This is a genomic window from Kitasatospora sp. NPDC032121 (assembly GCF_055580145.1).
Genome location: NZ_JBVILX010000001.1, coordinates 885,593 through 905,875, shown reverse-complemented (window position 1 = coordinate 905,875; position 20,283 = coordinate 885,593). Strand labels below are relative to the sequence as shown.

The following is a 20,283-nucleotide window of genomic DNA, read 5'->3' as shown; positions in this document are numbered from 1 at the left end:
GTTGGCCGCCCGGCCCAGGCCGGAGCGGCACGACCCCGGGCGGAGCCAGGACCCGGGCAGAACAGACAGGCGAATCGGCGAGGCTATGACGCAAGCGGCGCTCACGCACCCACCGGCGGCCCCGGCCCCCGCGGCCCCGGCAAAGGCCTCGCGCGGCGGTCTGGTCCGCTGGGCGGCCGACCGCTCCGGCTGGCTCGGACCGATCGCCGTCGCGCTCTTCGCCGGCCTGCTGCGGTTCTGGAACCTCGGCCACCCCAACGCCTTCGTCTTCGACGAGACGTACTACCCCAAGGACGCGTGGTCCCTGCTCCAGCAGGGCTACGAGGGCACCTGGCCCGACCACGCCAACGCCGACATCCTGTCCGTCCCGCAGTCGATCCCGCTGAGCTCCGCGCCCGAGTTCATCGCGCACCCGCCGCTCGGCAAGTGGGTGATGTCGATCGGCGAGCAGCTGTTCGGGCTGAACCCCTTCGGCTGGCGGTTCATGACCGCCCTGCTCGGCACCGTCACCGTGCTGATGCTGGCCCGGATCGGCCGCCGTCTCTTCGGCTCCACCCTGATCGGTTGCACCGCCGCGCTGCTGATGGCGGTGGACGGCCTCCAGCTGGTGATGAGCCGGGTCGGCCTGCTCGACGGCATCCAGATGTTCTTCGTGCTGGCCTCCTTCGGCAGCCTGCTGATCGACCGCGACCACGCCCGCGCCCGGCTCGCCGCGGTCGCCGAGGGCGGCGGCGACGCCGACGCGGTGCGGCTCGGGTGGCGCCCCTGGCGGATCGCCGCCGGGGTGCTCGTCGGCGCCGCCTGCGCGGTCAAGTGGAACGGCGCCCCGATCCTCGCCGCCTTCGGCATCCTGACCGTCCTGTGGGACCAGGCCGGCCGCCGCGGCGCCGGCGCCCACCGCCCCTGGCGCTCCATGCTGCGCCGGGACGCCCTGCCCGCCTTCCTCGCCATGGTCGGCTCAGCCGTCGTGGTGTACGTCGGCGCCTGGAGCGGCTGGCTGGCCAGTGGCGGCAACGGCCAGGGCGGCTACGACCGGCACTGGGCCGACGGCCGCGCCGGGCTCTCCCCGGACAGCGTCCTCGGCATCCCGCTGCCGCAGGTCCCGATGAGCTGGGTGCCCGCCCCGCTGCGCAGCCTGTGGCACTTCCACTCGCAGATGTTCGACTTCAACACCGGCCTGAACCAGCCGCACACCTACCAGTCCAACCCCTTCGCCTGGCTGGTCGACGGCCGCCCGGTGTCGATGTACTGGGAGCAGATCCCGTATGGGCAGCACGGCTGCACCTCCCCGGGCGGCTGCGCGGCGCAGATCCTCGGCCTCGGCACGCCGTTCCTGTGGTGGACGGCCTGCTTCGCGCTGGTCTACCTGCTGTGGCGCTGGTTCTTCCGGCGGGACTGGCGCTCGGGCGCGGTGCTCTGCGCGGTGGCCGCGATCTACCTGCCCTGGTTCAAGTACCAGGAACGGACGATCTTCTCCTTCTACATGGTCGTGCTGGTGCCGTTCCTGTGCCTGGCCGTCGCCCAGATGCTCGGGGCGATGCTCGGCCCGGCCGGGTGCAGCCCCGAGCGCCGTCGGATCGGTGCGATCGGGGCCGGGGTGATCGTGCTCGCGATCGTCGGCTGCTTCGCCTTCTTCTACCCGCTGTACACGGCGGAGGTGATCCCCATGTCGTCCTGGCAGGACCGGATGTGGTTCACCAGCTGGATCTGACGGGCCGGACGTGACGCCGCCCTCGGCCCTGGTGCCCTCGGCCGGTCCGATGGCGTCCGGTGGCCAGCTGCTGCCCGTCACCCCGGTGCTCGGGGTGGTCACGGCCGTGCTGCTGCTGGCCGCCGTCGCGGTGGCCGGGTGGGGCCTGCTCGGGCACGGCCACGCGGTGCTGCGGGCCGGACTGCGCGCGGTGGTGCAGCTGGCCGCCGTCGCCGCGGTGATCACCTGGGTGGTCGGTTCGCTCTGGTGGTCGGCGCTGTTCGTGCTGCTGATGTTCTCGGTCGCGGTGCGCACCGCCGGGCGGCGGATGACCCGCGGCCCGGGCTGGGTCTGGGCGGCCGCCCCGATCGGGGCGGGGGTGCTGCCGGTGCTCGCCCTGCTGCTGGGCGTCGGACTGCTGCCGCCCGAGGGCCTGTCCGTCATCCCGGTCGCCGGCATCCTGATCGGCGGCGCGCTCAGCGCGACCTCGCTGGCCGGGCGGCGGGCCCTGGACGAGCTGCGGCTGCGGCGCGGCGAGGTGGAGGCCGCGCTCGCGCTCGGCTTCGAGGAGCGCGACGCCCGGCTGGAGATCTGCCGGACGGCGGCCGCGACCTCGCTCGTCCCAGCGCTGGACCAGACCCGGACGGTCGGCCTGGTCACCCTGCCCGGGGCCTTCGTCGGGATGCTGCTGGGCGGGGCCTCGCCGGTCCAGGCGGGGGCGGTGCAGCTGTTCGTGCTGATCGGGTTGCTGGCGGTGGAGTCGGTGGCGATCGTGGCGGTACTGGAACTGGTCGGGCGCGGGCTGGTCGCCGCCGAGCCGGAGGAGGGCTTCCGGTAGCGGCGGGCCGGTCGGCGCGGTCGGGTACGCTTGGGGCCGTTGAAGGGGAGTAGCCCTCCACCGGACCGTCGACATACTGGCCCCCAGGGGCCCGGCGCCCGGGGCACCGCCCGAAGGGGCGTTGCCGGCGAGACCTTCGGCCGCAGTGCTGTGACCATGACCAGTGCTGTCGGGCCGAAGCGTCCCCTGACGGGCCTGCGGAGGCCTGGCAGCCCGACCGAGGAACTCCTGATGAGTATCACCGTTGCCGCGTTGACCTTCGGCATCATCTTCCTGGCCGAACTGCCGGACAAGACCGCGCTGGCCAGCCTGGTGCTCGGCACGAAGTACCGCGCGAGCTACGTCTTCGCGGGCATCGCCGCCGCCTTCGCCCTCCAGGTGGGCATCGCGCTCGTGGCCGGGCACCTGCTCTCGCTGCTGCCGCACCGCTGGGTGGAGGGCGTCACCGGCGTGCTGTTCCTGGTCGGTGCGGCGATGCTGCTGTTCCACGGCGGGGGCGACGACGAGGACGGGCACGCGGCCAAGGAGCCGTCCTCGAACAGCTTCTGGAAGGTGGCCGGGGCCAGTTTCGTGGTCGTCGCGATCGCCGAGTTCGGCGACCTGACCCAGATCATGACCGCCAACCTGGCCGCCAAGTACGCCGATCCGCTGGCCGTCGGCATCGGCTCCTGGCTGGCGCTGTGCGCGGTCGGCGGGATCGCCATCGTGGGCGGGCAGAAGCTGCTCAAGTACGTGCCGATGAAGCTGATCATCCGGGTGGCGGCAGCGATCATGGTGGCGCTGGCGGGCTACAGCCTCTTCGGGGCGATCACCGGCTGACGACGGCCGGCGAGGCGCGGGTCGACGTGCGAGGCGACGGCTGCCGGTGGGCGGTCGCCGCCTTTCGCGTGTCGCGGGTCAGCCGCCGCCTTTCGCGTGTCGCGGGTCAGCAGCCCGGGTCGGCGGTGAGGGTGGCCTGGGTCTTGGGGCCGTAGACGCCGTTCTCGCCCTTGATCCGGTTCTCGCGCTGGTAGCCGCTGAGCACCGTCCTGGTCCAGTCGTCGAAGGTGCCGCTGACGATCGACTTGTCGACGAATCCGCATTCGGCCACGTACAGGCGCTGCTGCATGTCCCTGACGTCCGGCCCGGTCATCCCGACCTGGAGCAGCCGGGGGCTGGGCGTCGAGGTGGGCGTCGGCGTGGGTGCGGGCGTCGGGGTGGGGGCCGGCACGGGTGCCTGGACCGGGGGAGGCGGCGTCGTCGGCGCGACGGTCGGCGGCGGGGTGGCCGTCTTCGTCGGGCTCGGCTTGCGGGTGGGGGTGGGCGTCGGGCTCGGCGCCTCGCTGGTCGGCGGCGGCGCGCTCGGGGCGGGTGCGGCCAGGGTCGGCGGGTCCACCGGGGCGGGCGCCAGGGTGGTCGTCGGCAGCGGCTGCGCCTGCTTGGCCGACGGCTCGGCGGAGGGCGTCACCGCGTACGCGACGCCGATGGTGAGCGCCACCAGGGCGGCGCCGACCCCGGCGAGCAGCCCCTTGCGCTGGGCGAGCGGGCGGCGCCCGGCCTGCTCGGCCGCCCGTCGGGCGGCCCGGCCGCCCGCCTCCGGGCCGGACGGGCCCGGCCGGACGTCCTGGGCCTGCCCGAAGGGGAAGAGGCCGATCTCGTTCCCGTCCGGCGCCGAAGCCGGTGTCCGCGGCTGCGCGGCCGCCGCCGGGTACCCGCCCGGCCCGGCCGGCGGGACCGGGGGCAGCACGGTGGTGGCGTACGCGTCCGGGTGGCCGTCGCCGACCGGGTGGGCGCCGGTGCCCGGGTAGGCCCCGTCCGGGCCGAACGGCGCCTGCCCCGCACCGAACGGCGCCTGCTCCGGGCCGAACGGCGCCTGCCCCGGGCCGAACGGTGCCTGCTCCGAGCCGACCGGCGGCAGCACCGTGGTGGCGTACGCGTCCGCGTCCGGTCCCAGCGGGGGAACGACCGGCGACCCGGGCGCGGCAGGCTGCCCCGGAGGCACCGGCGGCAGCACCGTGGTCGCGAACGGGTCGACCACCGGGGTGTTCGGATGTGCCTCGTCGGCCACCTGGTCGGCCGTCCGCGGGACGTACGGGCGGACCAGCGGCGGGCCCTCCAGGTGGGGCAGGACGGCGGTCTCGGTGAGGCTCGGGTCCGGGACGCAGCCGCACCCGGTGGAGCGTGCGGCGCCGCACGTCGGGCAGTGCTGGTCCGGCATCGGCCGGTCCTCCTCGGTTTCGCGTCGAATTTCGTGGGCGGTCGTTCGGGTCGTTCGGGTCGTCCGTCCGTCGGTCGGCCGGCTGTCGTCCGGTCCTCCCGAGCGCGCTCAGGGCGGACCCGGGCGGCGCGCGGACGCGCCTGATTATGCAGGACCGTCCGAGGGGTGGACAGGGGCGTCCGTCCCTCGGCGGGGTGTCGTGCCGGTTGGTGCCGGTCGGCCCTTCGGGGAACGCCCGGAGCGCGGCGGTTGTCCCCGGCGCTTACGCTCGGCTCAAACCGACGGAACGAATCGGGACGAAACGACCAGCGTGGTCAGCTGGGAGTGATCATCCGCACGGCCCGGCCGACGGGCCCGCGACCCCATGGAGACGCCATGCCCACGGAGACGCCGTGACGCCCGCGGAGAAGCCGTGACGGAGCCGAGCACCGCGTCCGACCGGAGCCCGGCGGGCGAGCCGGTCCCGCCGGCGGTCACCGTGCACAACGTCTGGGTGCCGATCGGCGCCCTGCTGCTGGCGATGCTGCTCGCCGCCCTCGACCAGACCATCGTCTCCACCGCGCTGCCGACCATCGTCAGCGACCTCGGCGGCCTCGAGCACCTCTCGTGGGTGGTCACCGCCTACCTGCTGGCCTCCACCGCCGCGACCCCGCTGTGGGGCAAGCTCGGCGACATGTACGGCCGGAAGCGCTTCTTCCAGGCCTCCATCGTGATCTTCCTGCTCGGCTCGGTGCTGTGCGGGATCGCCCAGAACATGGGCGAGCTGATCGCCTTCCGCGCCCTCCAGGGCCTGGGCGGCGGCGGGCTGATCGTGCTCTCCCAGGCGATCGTCGGCGACCTCGTCGCCCCGCGGGACCGCGGCCGCTACCAGGGCCTGTTCGGCGCCGTGTTCGGCGTCACCAGCGTGCTCGGGCCGCTGCTCGGCGGACTGTTCGTCGACCACCTCAGCTGGCGCTGGGTCTTCTACATCAACCTGCCGATCGGCATCGTCGCCCTGGTGGTGATCGCGGCGGTGCTGCACGGGCTGGAGGTCCGGCGCGAGCACCGGATCGACTACCTCGGCACCGTCCTGATCGCCGCCGTCGCCACCTGCCTGGTGCTGATGACCTCGCTCGGCGGGACCACCTGGGCCTGGACGTCCTGGCAGATCGTCGGCCTCGGCGTGCTCGGGCTGGTGCTGCTGCTCGCCTTCGTCCTGGTCGAGCGGACGGCGGTGGAGCCGGTGCTGCCGCTGCGGCTGTTCCGCTCGCGGACGTTCAGCCTGGTCGCGGTGATCTCCTTCGTGGTCGGCTTCGCGATGTTCGGCGCGCTGACGTACCTGCCGACCTTCCTCCAGGTGGTCCAGCAGGTCTCGCCCACCCTGTCCGGCATCCACATGCTGCCGATGGTGCTCGGCATGCTGCTCACCTCGATCGGCTCCGGCCAGATCGTCGCCCGCACCGGCCACTACCGGATCTTCCCGATCGTCGGGACGGCCGTGACCACCGTCGGACTGCTGCTGCTCTCCCGGCTGGACGAGCACAGCAGCACCGCCGAGATGAGCCTCTACTTCCTGGTCTTCGGGCTCGGACTGGGCCTGGTGATGCAGGTGCTGGTGCTGATCGTGCAGAACTCGGTCGGCTACGAGGACCTGGGCGTGGCCACCGCGGGCGCCACCTTCTTCCGCTCCATCGGGGCCTCCTTCGGCGTCTCCATCTTCGGGACGGTCTTCGCGAGCGGACTGCGCAGCCGGCTCGCCGACGCCCTGGCCGGGGTGCCGCTGCCGCCCGGGTTCCAGCCGGAGGTCATCACCGCCGACCCGCGGGTCATCCCCCGGCTGCCGGCCGCCGTCCAGCCGGGGGTCTACCACGCGTACGCCGAGTCGATCACCCGGGTGTTCCTGTACGCGGTGCCGGTCGCGGTGGTCGCCTTCGTGCTGTCGCTGTTCCTGCGCGAACAGAAGCTGCGCTCCACCGTCACCGCCCCCGACCTCGGCGAGTCCATCGGGATCAACCCCGTGGAACGCAGCTCGCTGGACGAGATCGCCCGCGCCCTGTCGGTGCTGAACAGCCGGGAGGCCCGGCGCGACCTCTTCCGGCGGATCACCGAGACCGCTGGGCTGGACCTGCTGCCCGCCTCCAGCTGGCTGCTCCTCCAGATCCACCAGCACGGCTCGGTCGAGCCGGCCGAACTGGCCGAGGCACGGGTCGTCCCGATGGCCACCGTCGAGGAGGCCGTCCGGGAGGTGGAGGGCCGGGGGCTGGCGGCGCGGTCCGGCGGGCTGCCGCTGCGGCTCACCGAGCAGGGGGAGGAGACGGCCCTGCGGCTGGTGGCCGCCCGGCGCACCCAGCTCGCCGAACTGCTGGGGGACTGGGACGAGCAGCGGCACGCCGAGATCGCGGGGCTGCTGAACCGGCTCAGCTCCTCGCTGTGCGCGGACCCGCGGGACCGGCCGGACCCGTCGGGGCCGCAGGGGCCGTACCGTGGGGAGGGGCGGTCGTTCTGATGATCCGACGGTCCGACGGTCCGACAGCCCGATGGCTCGACGGCTTGACGGCCCGTTCGGCGTGATGGGGAAGGGTGGTGCGGCATGCCGCTGGAGATCGAGCGCAAGTTCCTGCTGAGCGCCTTCGAGCCGCCGCAGACGGCGGTGCGGCAGCACATCGAGCAGGGGTACATCGCGATCAAGGACGACGGGACGGAGGTGCGGCTGCGGCGGATCGGCGGCAGCCGCGTCCTCGGCGTCAAGCGGAGCGCCTCCTCCGCGGAGGGTTCCCCCGTCCGGATCGAGGTGGAACGCGAGCTGGAGGAGCAGGAGTTCACCGAGCTCTGGCCGGCCACCGAGGGCGCCCGGCTGATCAAGGACCGGTACACCTTCGAGGACTCCGGCGTCACCGTCTACGCGGACGTCTACCAGGGGGAGTTGGCCGGACTGCGCACCGTCGAGGTCGAGTTCGGCTCCGAGGCGCAGGCGGCGGCGTTCTCGGTGCCGGAGTGGTTCGGCGCCGAGATCACCGGCGTGAAGGCGTACAAGAACCAGACCCTCGCGACCCGGGGAATGCCCGAGTCCTGAATCCGCCGGGGGTGTTCGGCCCTACGGTGTGCCGAACCAGGGCGGGGTGTCGAGGCGGAACGGGTCGCCGGGGGCGAGTCGGCGCAGGCCGTCCTCCAGCAGTCTCAGCTGCTCCTCGCCGAGGACTTCCGACCACTCCGCGCGCAGCTCGTCGAAGATCCGGGCCGAGCGGAGCAGGCAGTCCGTCCCGCGCTCGGTGAGCCGGACCACCTTGCGCCGGGTGTCGGCCGGGTCGGCGGCGCGCTCGACGTAGCCGAGCTGCTCCAGATTGTCGACGGTCTTGCCCGCCGCCTGTTTGGTGACGCCGAGGCGGCGGCCGAGTTCGGAGGCGGTGGTGCCCTGCGGGCCGATCGCCTGGAAGACGAAGCCGTGCATCGGGCGCAGGTCGGGATGGCCCTCGCGGGTGATGCGCTCGTGCAGTTCGTCGATGATCGCCCGGAAGGCGAGCAGCAGGCGTAGCGGCAGCTCAAAACCCGGCGGGGGTGATTCACTTGGCACGATAGACAACCTCATTGACCATATGGACAACGGCATTGTCCAGCCTAGGGGGTTCCTTCGCCGCGCCCGCCCCGCCCACGCCTTTGGCGGCCCACGACCCGCCCACGCCTTGGCGGCCCACGACCCGCCCGGCCGTGAGGTGTAGCAGACTGCTCCCGTAGGCAGTCCCCGTCACCGCACCGGCGGCCGCACCAGCGCGCCGGCGGAGCAGTAAGGAGCCCCCATGTCCGTCGTCAAGATCAACGTCCTGACGGTGCCGGCCGAGCAGCGCGAGGTGCTGGAGCAGCGCTTCGCCTCCCGGGCCGGCGCGGTGGAGAACTCGGACGGCTTCGAGTGGTTCGAACTCCTCCGCCCCGTCGAGGGCACCGACCAGTACCTCGTCTACACCCGCTGGCGCAGCGAGGAGGACTTCAAGGCCTGGATGGAGGGCCCGATGAAGGCGGCCCACCAGCACGGCGGCGAGGGCGAGGCCCCCAAGCGCCCGGCCGCCTCCGGCTCCACCCTCTGGTCCTTCGAGGTCGTCCAGTCCGCGGGCCCCAAGAACGCCTGAGCCACCCCGTTCCGCCGGGCCCCTCCCCTCGACGGGGAGGGGCCCGGAGTGCTTCGCGGCCCCGGCTAGCGGCCGGCGGTGGCGCGGAGGCCGGGGAGGGGGGTGTGGTCGGCGGGCCAGAGGAGGCGCAGGTGGAGGGGCGGGGGGTCGAGGGGGAGGCGGACGAGGGCGCCGGTGGCGAGATGGTCGTGGACGGCGTGGACGGGGAGCAGGGCGATGCCGAGACCCTGGGCGGCGCAGGCGCGGGTGGCGGGGACGGCACCGGTGTGGAGGCGGCGGACGCGCCGGCCGAGGAGGCGCTCACCGGCGAGGCGGTAGGAGCAGCCGGGGGAGCCGACCAGGAGGCGGTGGCCGTGGAGGTCCTCGCCGGTGAGGGCGGTGGCGCGGGCGAGCGGATGGGTGGGGGCGGCGACCAGGGCGAGGGGGACGTCCTGGAGGTCGACGTGGTCGAGCGGGGCGGGCGGCAGGTGGAAGCCGAGGGCGCCGAGCGGGCCGGGGGCGTCGAGGACGAGGGCCGCGTCCAGGGCTCCGGCCGCGACGCCGTCGAGCAGGACGTCCCGGGTGGTGTCGGTGCGCAGGGACACGTCCAGGTCGGGCCGGTGGCCGGTGAGGCGGGCCAGGACGGCCGGGAGCTGGGCGGCGGTGACGGCCGAGAGGACGCCGAGGCGCAGGCGGGTCCGGGTGACGGCGACCTCGCGGCGGGCCTGTTCGGCCTGGGCGAGGAGTCGGCGGGACCAGGGCAGCAGCCGCTCCCCGGCGGAGGTGAGGGCCAGGTCGCACCTGGCCCGGTCGAACAGTTCGGTGCCGAGGCTGCGTTCGAGGGTGTGGACCTGCTCGGCTACGGAGGACGGGGCGAGTCCGAGGGCCACGGCCGCGCCGCTGACGGTGCGGTGGGTGACGACGGCCTCGAAGACGCGCAACTGACGTAGTTCCACTGGCTCCCCCGAACGCCCTCGCTCCCGGTGCTGCGGGACAGCGTACGGGGGACGGCGGTGTGGAGGGGCCTCAAGGGGCACCGGTGTCTCCCGGTCCATGTGGGTCGGCTTCTCCGGGTTGCGCACCGAGTGGATGCCGGTGATCAGCCCCTGGGGAGCTGCCACTTCGTGGGAAGTCGGACGGGCCGACTTCCCGCGCGGGTCCGTCTGCCGCCCCGCGGCCTACCCGGCGAGCGTGCCGTCCAGGTACTCCTGCACCGGCGGGAACATCGGGAACGGCACGTACTCGGCCAGCTCGGCGTGGGACGCCCACACCACCCGGTCCAGCTCGTCGGAGTCCATCACCATGGCGGTGCCGCCGACCACCTCGCAGGCCGTGTACGCCATCCGCCGCCCGCTCTGCGGATGCACCCGCTCGCCGAGCAGCCTGGCCGCGGCGACGTGGAGGCCGGTCTCCTCGGCGGTCTCGCGAACGGCCGCCTCCTCGGGGGACTCGTCTGGCTTGACCTCCCCGGCCGGGAACTGCCAGGACAGCTCACCCTCGGCGACCCGCCGCCGCACCATCAGCACCCGGCCGTCCCTGACCACGATCGCGACGGCGACGGCGGGGAGTTGCTCGGGGTTCTGCTCGGTCATCGCTCTGCTCCTCGGGCCTGCGCCGGTGTCGACGCCATCTTGGCCCGCGCCCACGGCCCCGGTCGGCAGGCCTCCGCCGGCCGCGTGTCGTGGGCCGCTGCGGGCTACAGGTGGGCTGATCCGTAGAGCGCGGACGGCGCGTCGGTGGCCAGCGCCCAGTAGCAGCCCCCGTACGACCGGTGCCACCAGTCGGTGGGGTAGTTGACGAGCCCGGCGCCGGTCAGGGCGTCACTGAGCAGCCGTCGGTTGGCGCGGGCCATGAGGGCGGCACGGACGCGGCGGGCGAGACGCGGGATGAGGAGCGCTTCCACCTGGGAGTGGCTGTGGAAGGCGTACTCGCCGATCTCACCCGGGACGGCTCGCCGTTGGGCGTGTCCCCCGGGCCCGAGCCGAACCCGCCCCACCGGAGCCGGCTGCGGGTGCACCTGTCCCTGGCTGGACGTCAGGCGAGACGGGCGGAAGGGCCCGGCGGCACTGGTATGTTCCAGGCGTGAACCGGGACATCAGCGATCTCGTCTCTCGTCTTGGTCGGCCTCTGCGGCTGATCGTCACCGGCGGCGGAACGGGCGGCCACACCTACCCGGCGCTCACTGCGATTCGCGCCCTGCGCTCGCGGCTCGCCGAGGCCAATGGTGTGCTGGAGGTGCTGTGGATCGGCACCGCCGCCGGCCTTGAGGCCAAGGTCGCCGTCGCCGAGAACATCCCGTTCAGGACCGTCGCCACGGGGAAGATCCGGCGCAGTGCCAACCCGTTGAAGCTGGTGTCGCCCGCGAACGTCAAGGACATGGGCCGCGTTCCCCTGGGAGTAGCACAGGCCCGCTCCGCGGTCGCCGAGTTCGGCCCGGACGTGGTGCTAGGTACGGGTGGCTACGTCGCGGTGCCGGTCGGGATGGCCGCCCGGATGTGCCATCGGCCGTTGGTGGTCCACGAGCAGACCGTTCGGCTCGGTCTGGGCAACCGGGCTCTGGCGCGGATGGCGACCCGGGTCGCGGTCTCCTCCGAGTCGACGCTCCGGTTCCTGCCCGAGTCGGCCCGTGCCACCGCCGTGGTGACCGGCAACCCGGTGCGCCCGGAGGTGCTGACCGGGCAGGGTGACAAGGCGGTCCAGGCGCTGGGGCTGTGGGGCTTCGACCGTTCGCTGCCGACCGTGTACGTCACCGGCGGTGCGCAGGGCTCCCAGCAGATCAACGAGTTGGTGAGCGAGATCCTGCCGTGGCTGCTCGGCCACGCCAATGTGGTCCACCAGTGCGGGCCCAGCCACGAGGAGCGGCTTCGGGCGCGGGCGGCGGTGCTGCCGGAGCAGTTGCGCTCCCGGTACCTGGTGACCGGCTTCGTCGGCCCGGAGCTTCCGGATGTGCTGGCCCTCGCGGATGTGGTCGTCTCCCGTAGTGGTGCGGGGACGCTGGCCGAGCTGACGGCGCTGGGGCGGGCCGCGGTGTTCATCCCGCTGGCGACGTCGGCCGGAAACGAGCAGGAGTACAACGCCCGTCACCTGGCGGATGCCGGGGCGGCGGTGGCCCTGCTCGGCCGTGCGGCGCCGGACACCCTCCAGGATGCGATCGGTCCGCTGCTGACGGACCCGGCCCGCCGCGCGGACATCGCGCGGCGGGCCGCCGAACACGGTCGGCCGGATGCCGCCGACCGTCTCGTGGACGTGCTGCTGTCGGTCGTGGACCGTTAGTTCGGCAAGTCCAGCAGGTGCCGGACGGCACCGGCCTGGATGGTGTCCACGCACGCCTGGTAGGCGGTGTAGTCGCCCTCCCAGGGGTCGGGCACGTCCTCGTCGCTGATGTAGAGGTCGAGCTTGCCTGCGGTCGGGGTGTCGTCCGTCATGGCCTTGAGTTCGGCGAGGACGGCGTGGTCCATGGCCAGCACGGTGTCGGCCCAGTCGAGCATGCGGTGGTTGACCTTGACCGCGCGGTGGTCGCGGATGTCGTAGCCGGCGGCCTCGGCGGCTCACCCTGTCCTTTGCTTCCGGGCCGCAACCATCACGCCGAGCCCGTAGCGTCGAGTGACGCTACGGGCTCGGTGCGTGAGGGAGTGTGCGAATGGCGCAGGACACAGCTGCTGCGATGAGGCGGTGTGACGCGCGCCCCGGGCTCACGAGCCCGGGGCGCGCCGGGTTGTGCGCGCACGCGCCGCCCGAATGGGTGGTGTGAGTGGGAGTTTGATGGAGCGTTACCGCATTACGGTGAACATTGCCGTGCCGGGTGCTCCACGGGGCGCTCGGTGCGTGAGCAAAAAGTGATCCCCGGCGGTGCGCCAACACCCCGGGGTTTGGCACCAGGAGAAAGCGCTCCAGATGCAGATTCATCGTATCCCGCAGCATGCGCCCGGATACACGATCCTCGACAACGGCCACGTCATCCGTAAGCACTCGCTGAGTTGGGCCGCGCGCGGGCTGCTGAGCTACCTGCTCAGCCTGCCGGACGGCGCCCGCGAGGACATTCGCACCCTCGCCGCCAAGAGTGTGGAGGGGCGGACGACCGTCGCCCGAGCGTTGCGGGAGCTGGAGGCGGCGGGGCACTACGTCCGACGCACGCAGCGGGACCCGCAGACCGGGCAGGTGCGGACGGTCGTCTCGGTGCACGAGGTGCCGGTGACGGGCAAAGCGGTGCACACCGTGCCGCCGCTTCCCGCGCCCCCGGCCGCCGGTGTCCCAGCTCCAGGCGTGCCAGCTGTCGGGAGGGCGGGAGGCCCGTCCAAGGAACCGGAAACCAAGGACGTGGAAGAGCCTTCCGTCCGTCCATCCGAGAAGTTGACGGCGGGCATGGCGCTGTTGCTCGAACTCGGCCGCCGGGAGCCGAGGATGGCCCTGGCGGGGAAGCCGCTGTGCGACCAGGCCGCGCGGGTGGAGGGGCTGCTGGCGGGCGGGTGGAGTCGTGAGGTGCTCGCCGGGATTCTGTCGGCGCCCCTCCCGGACAGGGTCACGCACAGCGTTGGGGCGATCGTGGCGGCGCGGATCGCCAAGGTGCCGGCCGTTCCCGCGCCCCGACAGGCGGGCGACGGCCCGAGGAGGCACGAGTGCCCCGGGCGCAGCGGGTTGTGCGGGCGGCCCGTGGCCGGGCCCGGGCAGGTGTGTGGCGCCTGCCGGGCGGCAGCGGAGTAGGAGTAACCCTCAGGGGATTCTCCGGTCGGCGGGAGGGGCATGGCCGGGCCGGGCGCGAAGGATCGGGCCTGTCGAGAAACCTGACTCCTGGCGGCCAACGCCTACTTCCGCCGCTCCCGGCGGCTCACGACTCCGGCGGGCGGAAGGCGACCGGGGCGTCGAAGGCGGCGCGGCGGGTCGTGCGGCGCAGGGCGCGCAGGACGGGGGTGCCGAGGGTGAGGCACAGGACGACGGTCAGGGCGGCCCGGGGCAGGTCCCAACCCAGGGACGTGGTCAGGCAGTACGCCGCGAAGCGGACCAGGTTGGCGGGCAGCGCGTCGCCCGGCACGAAGGAGATGGAGCCGGCCAGGCCGCCGATGTACGGCCAGCCCTGGAGGTTCATGATCGTGCCGTACAGCAGCGACGCGACGGCCCCGTACCCGGCGAGCAGCAGGAGTTCACGGCGGCCACGCAGGGAGGAGGCCCCCGGCAGCAGGCCCGCGCCCAGGCACACCCAGCCTATGGCGAGCATCTGGAACGGCAGCCACGGCCCGACCCCGCCCGTGAGCAGCGCGGAGGCGAACATCGACAGCGAGCCGAGAACGAAGCCGAAGCCCGGCCCGAGCACCCGCCCGGACAGCACCATCAGGAAGAACATCGGCTCCAGTCCGGCCGTGCCCGCGCCGAGCGGCCGCAGCGCCGCGCCCGCCGCCGCCAACACTCCCAGCAGGGCCACGGACTTGGCGTCCAGCCCGGGCGCCCCGCCGCCCGCCGTGCGGCCCTCGGAGATCTGGGCGACGACGACGGCGAGGAGCAGCGGCAGCAGCAGCGCGAACAGCCACGGCGCGTCCGCCGAGTGTCCGACCAGCGCCGACTTGGTGGAGGCGAGCAGCGGCCAGCCGAAGGCGGCGACGCCGACGAAGGAGACGGACAGCAGCGCCGCTATCGACCGGCGGCCCAGCGGGACGGGACGAGTGCTCATGCGCCCAGTGCCTCCGCGACCTGCCGCACGGTGAGCCACGGCCCGGGTGCCAGCACCTTGGCGACCTGCGGGGCGAAGGCCGGGGAGGAGACCACCACCTCCGCCGTCGGGCCGTCCGCGACGATCTCGCCCTCGGCCAGGATCACCGTGCGGTGGGCGAGATCGGCGGCCAGTTCGACGTCGTGGGTGGCGAGCAGCACGGCGTGGCCCTCGACCGCCAGCGAGCGCAGGATCTCCACCAGCCGGGCCTTGGCGGCGTAGTCGAGGCCGCGGGTCGGCTCGTCCAGGAGCAGCAGCGGGGGCCGGGCGGTGAGCACGACGGCGAGGGCGAGGGTGAGTCGCTGGCCCTCGGAGAGGTCGCGCGGGTGGGCATCGTCGGCGATGCCGGGCAGCAGGCGCTCGACCAGGGCGCGGCAGGTGCCGGCGGCGGCGCCCGCGTCGGTGTCGGCGGCGGCGCACTCGGCGGCGACGGACTCGCCGTACAGCAGGTCGCGCGGGTCCTGCGGGACGAGGCCGACCTCGCGGATCAGCTCGGCGGGCCTGGTGCGGTGCGGGGTGCGGCCGCCGACCCTGACGCTGCCGGAGGTGGGGGCGTGCAGGCCGACCAGGCTGCCCAGCAGGGTGGACTTGCCGGCGCCGTTGCGGCCCATCAGGGCGGTGATCTCGCCGGGGTGGAGGGCGAGGTCCACGCCGCGCAGCGCCGGGACGGGGCCGCGCCGGACGGCGAGGCGGTCGGTCACGGCCAGCGGGGACGCGGTCGGGGCGGAGGCGGGGGCCGGGCCGCGGCCGTCCAGTTCGGCGCGCAGCGGGGCGGCCTTGCGGCGGGCGTCGCGGACGGACAGCGGCAGCGGCCGCCAGCCCGCGAGCCGGCCGAGGCCGACCACCGGCGGGTGCACCGGGGAGTGGGCCATCACCTCGGCGGGTTCGCCGAGGACGGGCGGGGCGTCGGGGGTGAGCAGCAGCACCTGGTCGGCGTACTGGACGACCCGCTCCAGCCGGTGCTCGGCCATCAGCACGGTGGTGCCGAGGTCGTGCACCAGCCGCTGGAGGACGGACAGCACCTCCTCGGCCGCGCCCGGGTCGAGCGCCGAGGTGGGTTCGTCCAGCACCAGCACGCGCGGGTGCACCGTGAGCACCGAGCCGATCGCGACACGCTGCTGCTGGCCGCCGGACAGGGAGTTGAGGGAGCGGTCGCGCAGGTCGGCGAGGCCGAGCAGGTCGAGGGTCTCCTCGACCCGGCGGCGCATCACGTCGCCCGGCAGGCCCAGCGACTCCATGCCGTAGGCGAGTTCGTCCTCCACCGTGTCGGTGACGAAGTGCGCCAGCGGTTCCTGCCCCACCGTGCCGACCAGGTCCGCGAGTTCGCGCGGCCGGTGCTCGCGGGTGTCCCGGCCGTCCACGGTGACCCGGCCGTGCAGCACCCCGCCGGTGAAGTGCGGCACCAGGCCGCTGACCGTCCCCAGCAGGGTGGACTTGCCGGAGCCGGACGGGCCCACCAGCAGGCAGAGTTCGCCCTCGGGGACGGTGAGGTCGACGCCGTTCAGCACGGGCGCGGCGGAGTCCGCATACCGGACGGAGACCTGCTCGAAGGTGATCACGATGCCCTCCGGGGCGGGGTCGGGGCGGCGAACGCCGGTACCAGGCCGAGCAGGACGGTCAGCACGGCGGCCAGGGGCAGCGCGGGGACGGTCGGCGGGACGACGGTGGGGGCGAACGCGGCCGGGTCCTGCGCGGCCAGGTAGGTGGTGAGGGCCGCCACGGCCACTCCGGAGCCGGCGGTCAGCCACTCGGGAAGGGCCCAGGGGTCGGGTCGGTAGCGGCTCCTGATGGACCGTCGGCTGCCGAGCAGCAGTCCGGCGAAGGCGGCGGCCAGGCCGAGCGCCAGGACGGGCAGCGCCCAGCCCGCGCCGTCGGCGGTCAGCAGCCCGTACGCGGCCAGGCAGATCCCGAGCAGCCCGGCCAGGGTGAGCGCGGCCGTCGCCCGGGCGAGCCGGCGCGGGACGTCGGCGGTGCGGCCGAAGCCTCGGGTGTCCATCGCGGCGGCCAGCGCGATGGACCGCTCCAACGCGCCCTCCAGTACCGGGAGTCCGACGCTCAGCACGGCCGCGATGCCCTTGTCGGTGCGGCCGCGCAGCCGGCGGGCGGCGCGCAGTCGGCGGACGTCCGCGATCAGGTTCGGCGCGAAGGTCATCGCCACCACGACGGCGACGCCCGCCTCGTAGAGCGCGCCGGGCAGGGTGCGCAGCAGGCGGGCCGGGCTGGCCAGGGAGTTGGCGGCGCCGACGCAGATCAGCAGGGTCGCCAGCCGCAGCCCGTCGTACAGCGCCGCGAGCAGCCCCTCGACGGTGACCCGCCCGCCGATCCGCACGCCCTGCGCCCAGGCGGGCAGCGGGAGTTCGGGCAGTGTGAACAGCACGTGGGTGCCGGGGATCGGCGAGCCGAGGAAGACCGCGAACACTAGCCGGATGCCCAGCACCAGCAGGCCCAGGCGCAGGAAAGCCCCGTACGAGCGCGACCACGGCGCATCGCCGCGCCGGGCCGCGACCACGTACCCGGCGACGGCGGCGAGCAGCAGCAGGATCGCCGGATTGGTGGTGCGGGTCGCCGCCGCGCCCAGCCCGAGTGCCCACAACCACCAGGCCCCGGGGTGCAGTTGACGGGGGCCGGTGGGCGGCCGGGTGCTACGGGCGGCGGTGCTGCTCACGGAGGTTTCCTGAGTGGGGGACTAGGAGTGACGGCGGCGGCGGGCCTGCCAGACGGCTCCGCCGGCGAGGACGGCGACCAGCGCGCCGCCGGCGAGCAGGCCGACGTCGGGGCCGCTGCCGCTGCCCTGGTCGGCCGACGCGGCGCCGGCGTCCGGCTGGGCGGCGCCCGCCGCGCCGACCTGGTCGCCGCAGCCCGCCTTCGGGTACCCGGCGATGGCGCACAGCAGCCCGTTGGTGTCGTAGCGCAGCGGCGGGGCGACCGCGGCCAGCACCTCGGCCGAGGTGGCGCGGGGCGCGACGCTCGCGCAGGCCGTGCGCTGCTCGGGCGCGGTGGCCGAAGAGCCGGTGGCCGAAGAGCCGGTGGCCGAAGAGCCGGCGCCGGACGCGCCGGTGTCCTCGGCGGTCCCGAAGTCCAGCACGACGGCCACCCGCTTGCGCCCCTCCTGCGCGGGGGTGTTCGCGCAGATCCCGGCGAAGCTCCCGGCGGCCCGCGGCTTCGCGGCGTCCTGCCCGCCGTCCGGGCTCAGCGCGAACCGCCACCCGTCCACCGCCCCGTCCGGCGGCACCGCGACGGCGGGCCCCTGCTGCTGGTACGTCCAGCTGCCGCCCTCGCCGCCGCGCCAGAACGACCAGTACCGGTACCCGGCGGCCTGCGCGGGCGCGGCGAAGGCGAGCAGCAGCACCACCCCGAGGAGGGGCAGGAGCAGTGCGGCAAGGCCGGTGGAGGACCGCCGGCCCGGGGCGGGGAGGGGAGCGGCGCGCATCAGAGGTGCTGGTTGCGCTTGCGCTGGAGGCTGAGCAGGAGGCCGCCGCCGACGCCGATGAGGAGGCCGACGCCGATGAGCCAGTACTGGCCGATGCCGCCGTCCTTCTTCTCCTTCGGGGCCTGCGTCGCCGAGGAGGCCGAGGCGGCCGCAGTGGCCGCGGTGGCCTTGGGCGCCGGGCCGAGGGCGGTGAGCCGGCCGGTCAGGGCGGCGGTGTCGCGCTGGGCGGCCTGGTCGACCAGCAGGAGGGTGGCGGTGGCGCCGGCGTCGGTGCCGCCCTTCGTCCAAGTGGCGCCCTCCTGGTCGAGCCAGCCGACGGCGCCGGCGGCCTGCTGGGGGTGGCCGCTCTGGATGAGGGCGAGGGCGGCCCAGGCGGTGGCGGTGTAGTCGGGGGTGGGGGCGGCGCCCGGGGTGGTGAGGCTGAGGTGGTTGCCGCCGGCCGCGAGCTGGGCGGTCAGGTAGGCGCCGACGGCCTCGCCGGAGTCCGCGTGGGCGACCGGGGCCGGGGAGGCCGCCGCGGCGTCGGAGGCGCAGGCGAGGGCCTTGGGGGCGGCGTCGGCGCGCACCGAGGTGGCGACCGGCAGGTGGCCGCCGCCGGCGGCGAGCGCGGCCTGGGCGCTGGCCAGGGCGTTCGGGGTGAGGGCGCCGGAGGCCGGGTCGGGCTGGTACGCGAAGGCGCCGCGCTGGTCGGCGGGGGCGGCGCAGCCGAGTTGGAAGAGGGCGAGCCCGTCGAAGGCGGACTTGCCGGCCTTGGCGACGCCCGCCGGGTCGGTCCTGGCGGCGAACAGCGCGTTGACGGCGAGCCCGGTGGAGTTGGCGTCGCCCGGGCTGCCCGGGTTGTAGGCCCAGCTGCCGTCGGCGTTCTGGTTGGCCTTGAGCCAGGCGACGCCCTTGTCGACGGCGTCCCGGTGCCCGCCGAGGGCGACCAGGGCCTGGACGGCGACGGCGGTGGCGTTGCTGTCCTCGGTCTTGGGGTCGCAGGCCGCGCCGGCGGCCCGGTACGAGGGCCAGCCGCCGTCCTCGCACTGCTGTCCGGTGAGCCAGCCGACCGCGGAGTCGGCCGGGGTGACCTTGGCCGCCGTGAGCGCGGTGAGCGCCAGTGACTGCCGCCAGACGCCGTCGTACGTCGGGTCGCTCTTGCCGTACAGCCCGTCGGCGGTGGGCGGGGTCGGCGCGGGGCTGTCGGCGAGGGCCGGGCCGGCGGCGAGGCCGGTGAGCAGCGCGGCGGACAGGGCGGCGGCGCCCAGGCGGGCGGCGGTCAGCATGGTGCGGTGTGCCTTTCGGTGAGCGGTGGTGGCCCGGGGCGGGGCCGTTCCGTAGTCCTCGACGGTGCCGGGCGCGTGCGTCCGGACTGGCCGCTCGCCCCTCCCCGGGTGTTCCGACTCGCCCGGGCGGCCGCGTGCGGCGCCGGACTCACGGCTGCGGGGTCAGCGCCGGATTCGCACCGGCTTTCCCCGGGGGAGGAGCGGGATGGAGTTCTGCTGGCTGTCGACTCTAGCCGCCGGAGCGCGCGCAGCGGCCCGGGCCCGGCAGGAACAGGTTCCAGTCGGAGGGTGCGCAGGGGCTGTTCCGGGGCGCGGTGGTCGGCCGGTTCACGGCAGGGTGAGCAGCCGGGCCGCGGTGTGCAGGTCGGCCCGCACCTCGGCGATCGAGGCGCGGCCGGAGAGCCAGGCGACCAGCGCCGAGTGCCAGGTGTGCTCGATCACCCGCACCGCCGCGCGCTGGCTCTCGGTGGGCGGTTCGGACTGGCCGATCGCGTCCAGGATGAGCTGCCCGGTGGCGACGCTGACCCGGTCCACCTCGGCCCCGACCGAGCGGTCCGCGAAGGACAGCGCCCGGACCATCGCCTCGGCCAGCAGCGGTTCGCGCTGCAGCGCGTGGAAGGCCCGGGTGAGGGTGTCGGCGACCCTCGGCGCCGGTTCGAGGTCGGTCGGCGGGTGCCGCCGGATGTGCTCGCGCAGGCCCTGGAGCTGCTCCAGCATCACCGCGACCAGCAGGTGCACCTTGGACGGGAAGTAGCGGTAGAGCGTGCCGAGGGCGACGTGCGCGCCCTCCGCGACCTCCCGCATCTGCACCGCCTCGTACCCGCCCCGCACCGCCAGCGCGGTGGCGGCCCGCAGGATGCGCCGGCGCCGTTCGGCCTGGCTCGCGGTCAGCGGCGGCTCGCCGGGCGGCGGTACGGTCGGCGGGACCGGCGGCAGCGTCGAAGGAGGGGGTGGCGGCAAGGGTGCTCCCGGGCGGGCGAGAGTGGCGGCGTGCTCCACATGGTCGGCAGGATTCGCGTGGTGGGAATCACCAGCCCTGGCTCCTGAGGAAAAGCTACGGGCCGGTATCTTCGAGGTCTCTCA

Annotated in this window: 19 protein-coding genes, 1 pseudogene and 1 riboswitch; of the genes and pseudogenes, 8 read left to right on the top strand and 12 right to left on the bottom strand. The window is 74.5% G+C overall.

Translation table 11 applies throughout. The features are described from left to right. The first annotated feature begins 85 nt into the window (after positions 1-85). The 3 genes from ACZ5OX_RS04130 (at position 86) to ACZ5OX_RS04120 (ending at position 3,347) form a co-directional block, all read left to right on the top strand. Entirely contained in the window at positions 86-1,711 is a 1,626-nt protein-coding gene (locus ACZ5OX_RS04130) for a dolichyl-phosphate-mannose--protein mannosyltransferase (RefSeq protein WP_465628630.1), read from the top strand. 49 nt (positions 1,712-1,760) lie between these two features. Further along, the gene (locus tag ACZ5OX_RS04125; protein WP_465628891.1) at positions 1,761-2,528 is read left to right on the top strand and encodes an ABC transporter permease; all 768 of its coding nucleotides are present in this window, start codon (positions 1,761-1,763) and stop codon (positions 2,526-2,528) included. A gap of 228 nt (positions 2,529-2,756) precedes the next feature. Continuing rightward, complete coding sequence (locus ACZ5OX_RS04120) at positions 2,757-3,347, top strand: TMEM165/GDT1 family protein (protein ID WP_392870090.1); 591 nt, start codon at positions 2,757-2,759, stop codon at positions 3,345-3,347. Between the two features lie 106 nt (positions 3,348-3,453). Here ACZ5OX_RS04120 and ACZ5OX_RS04115 read toward each other — a convergent pair whose 3' ends face one another. Continuing rightward, a complete protein-coding gene (locus ACZ5OX_RS04115) occupies positions 3,454-4,725 on the bottom strand; it encodes a peptidoglycan-binding domain-containing protein (RefSeq protein ID WP_465628629.1) in 1,272 nt (423 codons plus the stop codon). 412 nt (positions 4,726-5,137) lie between these two features. Between ACZ5OX_RS04115 and ACZ5OX_RS04110 the strand changes: the two genes are divergently transcribed. After that, complete coding sequence (locus ACZ5OX_RS04110; RefSeq protein ID WP_465628628.1) at positions 5,138-7,210, top strand: MFS transporter; 2,073 nt, start codon at positions 5,138-5,140, stop codon at positions 7,208-7,210. A gap of 84 nt (positions 7,211-7,294) precedes the next feature. Continuing rightward, positions 7,295-7,777, top strand: coding sequence for a CYTH domain-containing protein (locus ACZ5OX_RS04105; protein WP_465628627.1), 483 nt, complete (start codon positions 7,295-7,297; stop codon positions 7,775-7,777). Between the two features lie 21 nt (positions 7,778-7,798). On the opposite strand, the gene ACZ5OX_RS04100 is transcribed toward ACZ5OX_RS04105, so the two are convergent. Next, complete coding sequence (locus tag ACZ5OX_RS04100) at positions 7,799-8,275, bottom strand: MarR family winged helix-turn-helix transcriptional regulator (protein WP_465628626.1); 477 nt, start codon at positions 8,273-8,275, stop codon at positions 7,799-7,801. A gap of 223 nt (positions 8,276-8,498) precedes the next feature. On the opposite strand from ACZ5OX_RS04100, the gene ACZ5OX_RS04095 reads away from it, so the two are divergent. Further along, entirely contained in the window at positions 8,499-8,825 is a 327-nt protein-coding gene (locus ACZ5OX_RS04095) for an antibiotic biosynthesis monooxygenase family protein (RefSeq protein ID WP_465628625.1), read from the top strand. 65 nt (positions 8,826-8,890) lie between these two features. On the opposite strand, the gene ACZ5OX_RS04090 is transcribed toward ACZ5OX_RS04095, so the two are convergent. The 3 genes from ACZ5OX_RS04090 to ACZ5OX_RS04080 form a co-directional block, all read right to left on the bottom strand. Then, entirely contained in the window at positions 8,891-9,760 is an 870-nt protein-coding gene (locus tag ACZ5OX_RS04090) for a LysR family transcriptional regulator (RefSeq protein WP_465628624.1), read from the bottom strand. 222 nt (positions 9,761-9,982) lie between these two features. After that, positions 9,983-10,396: an NUDIX hydrolase gene (locus ACZ5OX_RS04085; protein ID WP_465628623.1), complete on the bottom strand. Its 414-nt coding sequence runs from the start codon at positions 10,394-10,396 to the stop codon at positions 9,983-9,985. A gap of 104 nt (positions 10,397-10,500) precedes the next feature. Further along, the gene (locus ACZ5OX_RS04080; RefSeq protein WP_465628622.1) at positions 10,501-10,707 is read right to left on the bottom strand and encodes a hypothetical protein; all 207 of its coding nucleotides are present in this window, start codon (positions 10,705-10,707) and stop codon (positions 10,501-10,503) included. 179 nt (positions 10,708-10,886) lie between these two features. Here ACZ5OX_RS04080 and ACZ5OX_RS04075 point away from each other — a divergent pair, with 179 nt between their 5' ends. Beyond that, entirely contained in the window at positions 10,887-12,077 is a 1,191-nt protein-coding gene (locus ACZ5OX_RS04075) for a UDP-N-acetylglucosamine--N-acetylmuramyl-(pentapeptide) pyrophosphoryl-undecaprenol N-acetylglucosamine transferase (protein ID WP_465628621.1), read from the top strand. Here the strand turns inward: ACZ5OX_RS04075 and ACZ5OX_RS04070 are convergent. Next, positions 12,074-12,334, bottom strand: a pseudogene (locus ACZ5OX_RS04070) (arsenate-mycothiol transferase ArsC); the annotation flags it as partial. The gene ACZ5OX_RS04075 and the pseudogene ACZ5OX_RS04070 overlap by 4 nt on opposite strands. Before the next feature lie 364 nt (positions 12,335-12,698). Between ACZ5OX_RS04070 and ACZ5OX_RS04065 the strand changes: the two are divergent. Beyond that, on the top strand, positions 12,699-13,505 hold the full coding sequence (locus tag ACZ5OX_RS04065; protein ID WP_465628620.1) for a helix-turn-helix domain-containing protein: 807 nt from the start codon (positions 12,699-12,701) through the stop codon (positions 13,503-13,505). A gap of 124 nt (positions 13,506-13,629) precedes the next feature. Here the strand turns inward: ACZ5OX_RS04065 and ACZ5OX_RS04060 are convergent, their stop codons facing one another. The 6 genes from ACZ5OX_RS04060 to ACZ5OX_RS04035 form a co-directional block, all read right to left on the bottom strand. Continuing rightward, the gene (locus ACZ5OX_RS04060) at positions 13,630-14,466 is read right to left on the bottom strand and encodes an ECF transporter S component (RefSeq protein ID WP_465628619.1); all 837 of its coding nucleotides are present in this window, start codon (positions 14,464-14,466) and stop codon (positions 13,630-13,632) included. Further along, the gene (locus ACZ5OX_RS04055; protein ID WP_465628618.1) at positions 14,463-16,064 is read right to left on the bottom strand and encodes an ABC transporter ATP-binding protein; all 1,602 of its coding nucleotides are present in this window, start codon (positions 16,062-16,064) and stop codon (positions 14,463-14,465) included. Before ACZ5OX_RS04055 ends, ACZ5OX_RS04060 begins: the two co-directional genes overlap by 4 nt. Beyond that, complete coding sequence (locus tag ACZ5OX_RS04050) at positions 16,061-17,170, bottom strand: CbiQ family ECF transporter T component (protein ID WP_465628617.1); 1,110 nt, start codon at positions 17,168-17,170, stop codon at positions 16,061-16,063. Before ACZ5OX_RS04050 ends, ACZ5OX_RS04055 begins: the two co-directional genes overlap by 4 nt. 21 nt (positions 17,171-17,191) lie before the next feature. Next, positions 17,192-17,935 (bottom strand): SCO2322 family protein, encoded by a 744-nt coding sequence (locus tag ACZ5OX_RS04045; protein ID WP_465628616.1) that lies wholly within the window; start codon positions 17,933-17,935, stop codon positions 17,192-17,194. Continuing rightward, the gene (locus ACZ5OX_RS04040) at positions 17,935-19,200 is read right to left on the bottom strand and encodes a prenyltransferase/squalene oxidase repeat-containing protein (protein WP_465628615.1); all 1,266 of its coding nucleotides are present in this window, start codon (positions 19,198-19,200) and stop codon (positions 17,935-17,937) included. The genes ACZ5OX_RS04045 and ACZ5OX_RS04040 overlap by 1 nt, the downstream gene beginning before the upstream one ends. A 107-nt stretch (positions 19,201-19,307) precedes the next feature. Beyond that, positions 19,308-19,389, bottom strand: a riboswitch (cobalamin riboswitch). A 138-nt stretch (positions 19,390-19,527) separates the two neighbouring features. Continuing rightward, positions 19,528-20,160, bottom strand: a complete 633-nt coding sequence (locus ACZ5OX_RS04035; protein ID WP_392869594.1) for a TetR family transcriptional regulator — start codon at positions 20,158-20,160, stop codon at positions 19,528-19,530. Between the last annotated feature and the right edge of the window lie 123 nt (positions 20,161-20,283).